Raw genomic sequence first — 7,095 nt, 5'->3', positions numbered from 1 at the left:
CGCGAGCGCGCGGCTGTGGGACGACGGCGTGATCGACCCGGCGCAGACGCGCACGGTGCTGGGGCTGGGCCTGTCGGCGAGCCTGAACGCGCCGATCAATGACATGAAGTTCGGCGTGTTCCGCATGTAAGGGCATTCGCAACACACGCCTCGCGCCACCGTGATGGGTTGTCCAGTGTCACTGCTTCGACGTCTTGCCACGCTGCCTGTGCTTGGCCTGCTGCTGTATGCGCAGGTCGTGGCCCAGGCACAGCCGCCCGCGGCGTCGGCCGCGCAGGCGAGCCGTGTGCGGTTTTCCGAGCAGGTGGTGTTGCTGCCCAAGGCTGCCTCGCCATTCCGCATCGAGCTTGAGGCGACAGTGTTCCGCCCGTCCGGAGAAGGACCGTTTCCGCTGGTCGTGATCAACCACGGCAAGTCACCGGGCAAGCCTGTCTTCCAGGGACGTGCGCGCTTTCCCGCGCAGAGCGTCGAGTTCCTGCGCCGCGGCTACGTCGTGGTGCTGCCGATGCGCCAGGGCTTTGCGCGCTCGGGCGGCCCGTACATTGGCGGCAGCTGCAATATCGAGACCAATGGCCTGCAGCAGGCGGAGGACGTGGTCGCCGCGCTCGACTATATGGTCAGCCAGCCCTATGTGGACAAGGATCGCATCGTGGTCATCGGCCAGTCGCATGGCGGACTGACGACCATGGCGTTCAACACGATCTCGTATCCCGGCGTGCTCGGCGTGGTCAACTTTGCCGGCGGCCTGCGCAACCTGAGTTGTGCAGACTGGGAGGACCGGCTGATCGAGACCTTCGGCGACTATGGCAAGGACGCGCGCTATCCTTCGTTGTGGATCTACGGCGACAACGACAGCTACTGGCCCGCACCGCTGCCTGACCGCATGTTCAACGCCTACAAGGCCAATGCCAAGGGGCCTGCGGCCGACGCGCGCATGGTCGACGTAGGCGAGTTCGGCGGCGACTCGCACCGCCTGTTCAGCGCGCGCGAGGGCATTCCGATCTGGCTGCCGGAAGTCGGCGCCTTTTTCCGATCGCTTGGCCTGCCGTTCGAGAACGGCTCCTGATCCGGCGCCGGCTTCTGCCGCGCGGGCCTGCATTTCTCTTCCATCCGGAGCGCAACATGGACTTCACTACCCTTACCGTCAACGTTGCCAGCCACATCGCCAGCGTCACGCTGAACCGGCCTGATGTGCGCAATGCCTTCAATGAAACCGTCATTGCCGAACTGACCGGCGCCTTCCGCGCGCTCGGCGACATGGACGAGGTGCGCGCCATCGTGCTTGCCGGCAACGGGCCGGCGTTCTGTGCCGGCGCCGACCTGAACTGGATGAAGAAGATGGCCGGCTACTCGGAAGACGAGAACCGCGCCGATGCGATGACGCTCGCGCAGATGCTGCACACCATCTGGTCGTGTCCGCGGCCGGTCATTGCGCGAATCCACGGGGATACGTATGCCGGGGGCGTGGGGCTGGCCGCCGCGTGCGATATCGCGGTGGCGGCCGAGCATGCGCATTTCTGCCTCTCCGAGGCACGGCTTGGCCTGCTGCCTGCGACCATTAGCCCGTATGTGATCCGTGCCATGGGGGAGCAGGCGTCGCGTCGTTACTTCATCACCGCCGAGCGGTTTGACGCGGCCGAAGCGCTGCGGCTGGGGTTTGTGCATGCGGTAGTGCCTGCGGAGGCTCTGGATGCCAAGATCGCCGAGATTGCCGCGGCGCTGGTTGGCAACAGTCCCAATGCCGTGCGTGAAAGCAAGCGGCTGGTGCAGGAGGTTTCGGGCCGGATCATCGACAACGACTTGCTGGCTGATACGGCGGACCGGATTGCCAGGATTCGGGCTTCAGGGGAGGGGAGGGAGGGGGTGAGGGCGTTTTTGGAAAAGAGGGTGGCGTCGTGGCGGGTGGGGTGAGGTTGGGGGTGGGGGATGATTGGGTTTTCGTTCTTGGCAGGCGCCGCTGTTTCGCCGGCTACCTCGGCGAAACAGCGGCGCCCGCCAAGCACCCCATCCCATCAAAAAACTTCAAACCGAATTTTCCGTGAAGATCCCATCACGCAACAGCAAGTTAGGGTGTTTTGTGCATAAAAAAGGCCATAACTTCGCCTAACTGATGGCAATTTAAAGAAATCCATCCTCCTTGCCAGCCCCGCCAAGACATTCCTAACATGACCCTCCCCAACCCTTAAACGTTCCCATCGCCCGGCCCAGCCGCAGGCGCGCAACGCAGAAGGGTCAACAAAGGAGGACTCCCTTGGAACAACAGTCCCTGCATGTCCCGGCCGGCGATTCGCTTGGCCTGCGCAGCAAGCGCGCGGTCTGGCACCCGTGCACGCGGCTGCGCCCTGACGACGACGCCACGCCGCTGGCCATTGTGCGCGGCGAGGGCCCCTGGCTCCACGATGCCGATGGCCGACGCTATTTCGACGCCACCAGCTCATGGTGGGTCAACCTGTTCGGCCACGCCAACGCGAGGATCAATGCCGCGCTGGCGGACCAGCTCCAGACGCTGGAGCACGTCATGCTGGCCGGCTGCACCCATGCGCCGGCGGTGGAACTGGCCGAACGCCTGTCAGCGCTGACCGGCGGCGCGCTCGGCCACGCGTTCTACGCATCGGACGGTGCGTCAGCCGTGGAGATCGCGCTCAAGATGAGCTTCCACTACTGGCGCAACACCGGCCTGCCGGCCAAGCGCGAGTTCGTCTGCCTGGCCAACGGCTACCACGGCGAAACCGTGGGCGCGCTGGGCGTGACCGACCTGGATGTCTTCCGCGATGCCTACGACCCGCTGATCCGCCGCGCGCATGTGGTGATGTCGCCGGACGCGCGCCAGGCCACCTCGGAAGAGACCGCCGCCGGCGTAGCCACGCGTGCACTGGCCGCGCTGGAGACGCTACTGCGCGAACGCGCGGGCCAGATCGCCGCGCTGATCGTCGAGCCGCTGGTGCAGGGCGCGGCCGGCATGGCCATGTATGACCCGTCCTACCTCGAAGGCGCGCGCGCCTTGTGCGACCGCTACCGTGTGCACCTGATCGCCGACGAGATCGCGGTCGGCTGCGGACGCACCGGCACCTTCTTCGCGTGGGAACAATGCCGCGACGGGGACCAGCCGCTGCCCGCGCATGCGTGGCCGGATTTCCTGTGCCTGTCCAAGGGCATCAGCGGCGGCTACCTGCCGCTGTCGCTGGTGCTGTCGCGCCCCGAAATCCAGCGTGCCTTCATCGCCGACGAACTCGCGCGCAGCTTCCTGCATTCGCATTCCTACACCGGCAACCCGCTGGCCTGCCGCGCCGCGCTGGCCACGCTCGATGTCTTCGCGCAGGACGACGTGATCGCGCACAACCGTGCCCGCGCGCAATGGCTGGCCGACGCGATGGCACCGTTCGCCAGCGATGCGCGCCTGCACCGCATGCGCCAGCGCGGGCTGATCTGGGCCATCGACGTGCGCGACGAGGTGGCCGGCGAAAGCTTCGCCGGGCGCTTCCACCAGGCTGCGCGTGCGCGCGAGCTGCTGGTGCGGCCGATCGGCAACACGCTGTACGTGATGCCGCCCTATGTCTTCGATGCCGCGCAGGCGCGCTGGCTGGCCGGGCAACTGCTCGCCACGCTGGACGATGTGCTCGGTTCCGCCAATGCCAGCGAGGAGGTTCGCCATGCTGCTTGAACAACTGCGCCGCGCCGCCGATGAACGCCAGGCCCGCGCGCTCACGCGCCGGCGCCGCATCGCGCATACGGCCTGCGCCCCGCACCAGTCCGTCGGAACGGTGGATACGCCCGCTCCGCAGTCCTTGCTGACGTTCTGCAGCAACGACTACATGGGGCTGGCCAGCCATCCCGATGTCGTCGCCGCGCTTGCCGAGGGCGCGCGCTTGTACGGCGCCGGCAGTGGCGCCTCGCACCTGGTCAGCGGCCATTCGCTGGCGCACGCACGGCTGGAAGAGGAACTGGCGCGCTGGTTCGCGCCGTACATCCCGCAAGCGCGCACGCTGTACTTCTGCACGGGCTACATGGCCAATATGGCCGTGCTGACGGCACTGGGCACCGCCGGCGCGACGCTGTTCTGCGAATCGCTCAACCATGCCTCGCTGATCGACGGCGCCCGGCTCGCGCGCGCCGACGTGCAGCGCTACCCGCACTGCGATGCCGCCGCGCTGGACGCGCTGCTCGGCGCCAGCACCAGTCCGCTCAAGCTGATCGTGACCGACAGCGTGTTCAGCATGGACGGCAACTTGGCGCCGCTGGCCGAACTGCTCGCGCTGGCCGAACGGCATGACGCGTGGATCATCGTCGACGATGCGCACGGCTTCGGCGTGCTCGGCGACGATGGCCACGGCGTGCTGCAGGCGCTTGGGCTGAACTCGGAGCGCTTCATCTACATCGGCACACTGGGCAAGGCCGCCGGCGTGGCGGGTGCCTTCGTGGCCGCGCACGAGACCATCATCGAACACCTCGTCAATACCGCACGCCCATACATCTACACCACGGCCGCGCCGCCCGCGGTGGCGCACGCACTGATGGCCAGCCTCGCGATCATCGAGGGCGAGGAGGGCCGGCAGCGCCGCGCCAACCTGAACCGGCTGATCGCTGACCTGCGCGCTGGCCTGGCGCCGCTGGCGGCGGCAGCGGGCTGGCAACTGGGCGACAGTGCGACCGCCGTGCAACCGCTGATCGTCGGCGACAACGCCACCTCGCTCGCGCTGTCGACGCGGCTGGAGGCCGACGGCATCCGCGTCGGCGCGATCCGGCCGCCGACCGTGCCCGAGGGCACCGCGCGGTTGCGCATCACGCTGTCGGCCTCGCATACGGCCGCGGACGTACAGCGGCTGGTCGGCGTGCTGGCCAGCGTCGTGCTGCCCGAAGCGAAGCAGGAGGCCGCATGAGCCGGCCTGCGAAGTTCCAGTGCTTCATCACCGGCACCGATACGGGCGTGGGCAAGACCCACGCGAGCGCCACGCTGCTGCACGCGCTGGGCGCGGCGGGCTATGCCGCGGCCGGCATGAAGCCGGTGGCCAGCGGCAGCGAATGGCGCGGCGACCACTGGCACAACGATGACGTGGCCGCGCTGCGAGCCGCCAGCTCGGTCACGGTGCCGCTGGCGCAGACCTGTCCGTTCCTGCTGCGTACACCATGCTCGCCACACCTGGCTGCAGCGCAGGAAGGCGTGCGCATCACGCGCGCGCCGATCCGCCATGCCTTCGACGCGCTGCGCAAGCAGGCCGATGCCGTGGTCGTCGAAGGCGTCGGCGGTTTCCATGTGCCGCTCGATACCGGCGCGGTGCGCTGGAGCACGGCGGACCTTGCCGTGATGCTGGCGCTGCCGGTGGTGATGGTGGTGGGCATCCGCCTGGGCTGCCTGAACCACGCCGTGCTGACCGCCGAGGCCATCCGCGCGCGCGGGCTCACGCTGGCCGGCTGGATCGCCAACCGCGTCGACCCCGACGTGCTGCTGGCCGAAGAGAACATCGCGACGCTGCACCAGGCGCTCGACGCGCCGTGCCTGGGCGAGCTGCCCTGGCAAGTGGCGCCGGCCGATGCCGCCGCGCGCCTCGACCTTGCGCCGCTGCTGGCCCAGACTGCCCGATCTAGCCAATACCAGTCCGAGGCCCACGACCTCGCTGCATAACATAAAACAGAACCCGATCATGACCCAAGCCACTCAAACCGTCGCCACCATTTCCGCAGAATCGCTGCGCCAGACCGCACGCAGCCACGCGCTGCCCGAAGACGCCCGCTGGCGCGTCGACGACGTCGCCGCGCTGTTCGCGCTGCCGTTCAACGACCTGCTGTTCCGCGCGCAGCAGGTGCACCGCGAGAACTTCGACGCCAACACCGTGCAACTGTCCACGCTGCTGTCGATCAAGACCGGCGGCTGCGAAGAGGATTGCGGCTACTGCCCGCAGAGCGCGCACCATGACGCCGGCGTCAAGGCCGAGAAGCTGATGGCGCTCGATGAAGTGCTGGAAGCCGCCCGCGCCGCCAAGGCCAACGGCGCCACGCGCTTCTGCATGGGCGCCGCCTGGCGCAGCCCGAAGGACCGCCACCTCGAGCCGGTGATGGACATGGTGCGCGAGGTCAAGGCCATGGGCCTGGAGACCTGCGTCACGCTGGGCATGCTGAAGGCCGAGCAGGCGCAGGCGCTCAAGGACGCCGGCCTGGACTACTACAACCATAACCTCGATACGTCGCCGGAGTTCTACGGCAAGATCATCACCACGCGCACCTATCAGGACCGGCTCGATACCATCGGCCATGTGCGCGATGCCGGCATCAACGTCTGCTGCGGCGGCATCGTCGGCATGGGCGAATCGCGCGAGGCGCGTGCCGGGCTGATCGCGCAGCTCGCCAACATGGATCCGTACCCGGAGTCGGTGCCCATCAACAACCTGGTGCAGGTGGAAGGCACGCCGCTGGCCGGCACCGAGGCGCTTGACCCGTTCGAGTTTGTCCGCACCATTGCCGTGGCGCGCATCACCATGCCGGGCGCGATGGTGCGCCTGTCCGCGGGGCGCGAGGCGATGGAAGAAGCGTTGCAGGCACTGTGCTTCATGGCCGGCGCCAACTCCATCTTCTATGGCGACAAGCTGCTCACCACCGGCAACCCGCAGGCCGACCGTGACCGCGCGCTGCTGGCCCGCCTGGACATCCGCGCGGAAGGCTACGCAGGCTGAATAGTTAAGAAATCACCACGCGGAGAGCTCCCCGCCGTAAGATCCCGATAACCGGGTCAAAAGGAGGGAGCTCATGTTCAGCAAGATCCTGATCGCCAACCGCGGCGAAATCGCCTGCCGCGTCGCCGCCACCTGCCGCCGGCTGGGCATCCGCACGGTCGCGGTGTACTCGGACGCCGACGCCGATGCGCGCCATGTGGCGTTCTGCGACGAAGCCGTCCATATCGGCGGCGCCGCGGCGCGCGACAGCTACTTGCGCGCCGACCACATCATCGAGATGGCGAAGGAGACCGGCGCGCAGGCGATCCACCCCGGCTACGGCTTCCTCTCCGAGAACGAGGCCTTTGCCGAGGCCTGCGCGGCTGCGGGACTGGTCTTCATCGGTCCGCCGGCCTCCGCGATCCACGCGATGGGCAGCAAGAGCGCGGCC

The 7,095-nt window shown here is 67.9% G+C and carries 7 protein-coding genes; all 7 read left to right on the top strand.

Annotation, left to right across the window (positions count from 1 at the left end; genetic code table 11):
• Positions 1 to 238: 238 nt before the first annotated feature.
• Positions 239 to 1,066, top strand: a complete 828-nt coding sequence (locus AC3FNH_RS32315) for a dienelactone hydrolase family protein (RefSeq protein WP_276100873.1) — start codon at positions 239 to 241, stop codon at positions 1,064 to 1,066.
• 56 nt (positions 1,067 to 1,122) lie between these two features.
• Positions 1,123 to 1,911 (top strand): enoyl-CoA hydratase/isomerase family protein, encoded by a 789-nt coding sequence (locus tag AC3FNH_RS32310; RefSeq protein WP_488722974.1) that lies wholly within the window; start codon positions 1,123 to 1,125, stop codon positions 1,909 to 1,911.
• A gap of 340 nt (positions 1,912 to 2,251) precedes the next feature.
• Positions 2,252 to 3,661, top strand: a complete 1,410-nt coding sequence (gene bioA, locus AC3FNH_RS32305) for an adenosylmethionine--8-amino-7-oxononanoate transaminase (protein ID WP_488722973.1) — start codon at positions 2,252 to 2,254, stop codon at positions 3,659 to 3,661.
• Positions 3,651 to 4,877, top strand: coding sequence for an 8-amino-7-oxononanoate synthase (gene bioF / locus AC3FNH_RS32300; RefSeq protein ID WP_276099167.1), 1,227 nt, complete (start codon positions 3,651 to 3,653; stop codon positions 4,875 to 4,877). The genes bioA and bioF overlap by 11 nt, the downstream gene beginning before the upstream one ends.
• Positions 4,874 to 5,620, top strand: a complete 747-nt coding sequence (bioD, locus tag AC3FNH_RS32295) for a dethiobiotin synthase (RefSeq protein ID WP_488722972.1) — start codon at positions 4,874 to 4,876, stop codon at positions 5,618 to 5,620. Before bioF ends, bioD begins: the two co-directional genes overlap by 4 nt.
• A gap of 19 nt (positions 5,621 to 5,639) precedes the next feature.
• A complete protein-coding gene (bioB, locus tag AC3FNH_RS32290) occupies positions 5,640 to 6,665 on the top strand; it encodes a biotin synthase BioB (RefSeq protein WP_276099169.1) in 1,026 nt (341 codons plus the stop codon).
• A gap of 73 nt (positions 6,666 to 6,738) precedes the next feature.
• The coding region (locus AC3FNH_RS32285) for a biotin carboxylase N-terminal domain-containing protein (RefSeq protein WP_488722971.1) at positions 6,739 to 7,095 on the top strand (357 nt) is incomplete at its 3' end.

It is taken from the genome of Cupriavidus sp. 22TCCZM01-5, from assembly GCF_057798915.1.
The sequence above is the reverse complement of the archived record's forward strand: the minus strand, read 5'-3'. Positions and strand labels throughout refer to the sequence as shown.